1 protein-coding gene is annotated in these 283 nt (G+C 34.6%); it reads right to left on the reverse strand.

Annotation, left to right across the window (positions count from 1 at the left end):
• Window positions 1-88: 88 nt before the first annotated feature.
• Window positions 89-283 (reverse strand): hypothetical protein (locus SB765_RS29055; protein WP_410932409.1); only part of this gene is annotated, 195 nt, incomplete at its 5' end.

Raw genomic sequence — 283 nt, forward strand, 5'->3', positions numbered from 1 at the left:
ATTAACTTCATCCCTGAAGCCTTACATTGAACAGTCCATTATATTAGTTTAGTAAATAATCAAAAAACGACAAAGTATGAAATGGCTTTTAGCTGCAGGTTTGAGTTGTGTCACCTATATAAAAAGCAGTCCCTGATTGAGACAGTGTTAACCCTTTATTATTTTCATTAGTACCATTAGGGCAAAAAATAAAATTTCCAGGTTTAGTGGTGATACGACCGCTGGTGTTAAACCGTATTCGTCTATCTCCAGCTGTGAATGTTACCTTATCATTAAGGTTAAT

The sequence above is a fragment of the Pseudomonas sp. SIMBA_067 genome (genome assembly GCF_046534675.1).
In the GTDB taxonomy this organism is placed as follows: Bacteria; Pseudomonadota; Gammaproteobacteria; order Pseudomonadales; family Pseudomonadaceae; genus Aquipseudomonas; species Aquipseudomonas putida.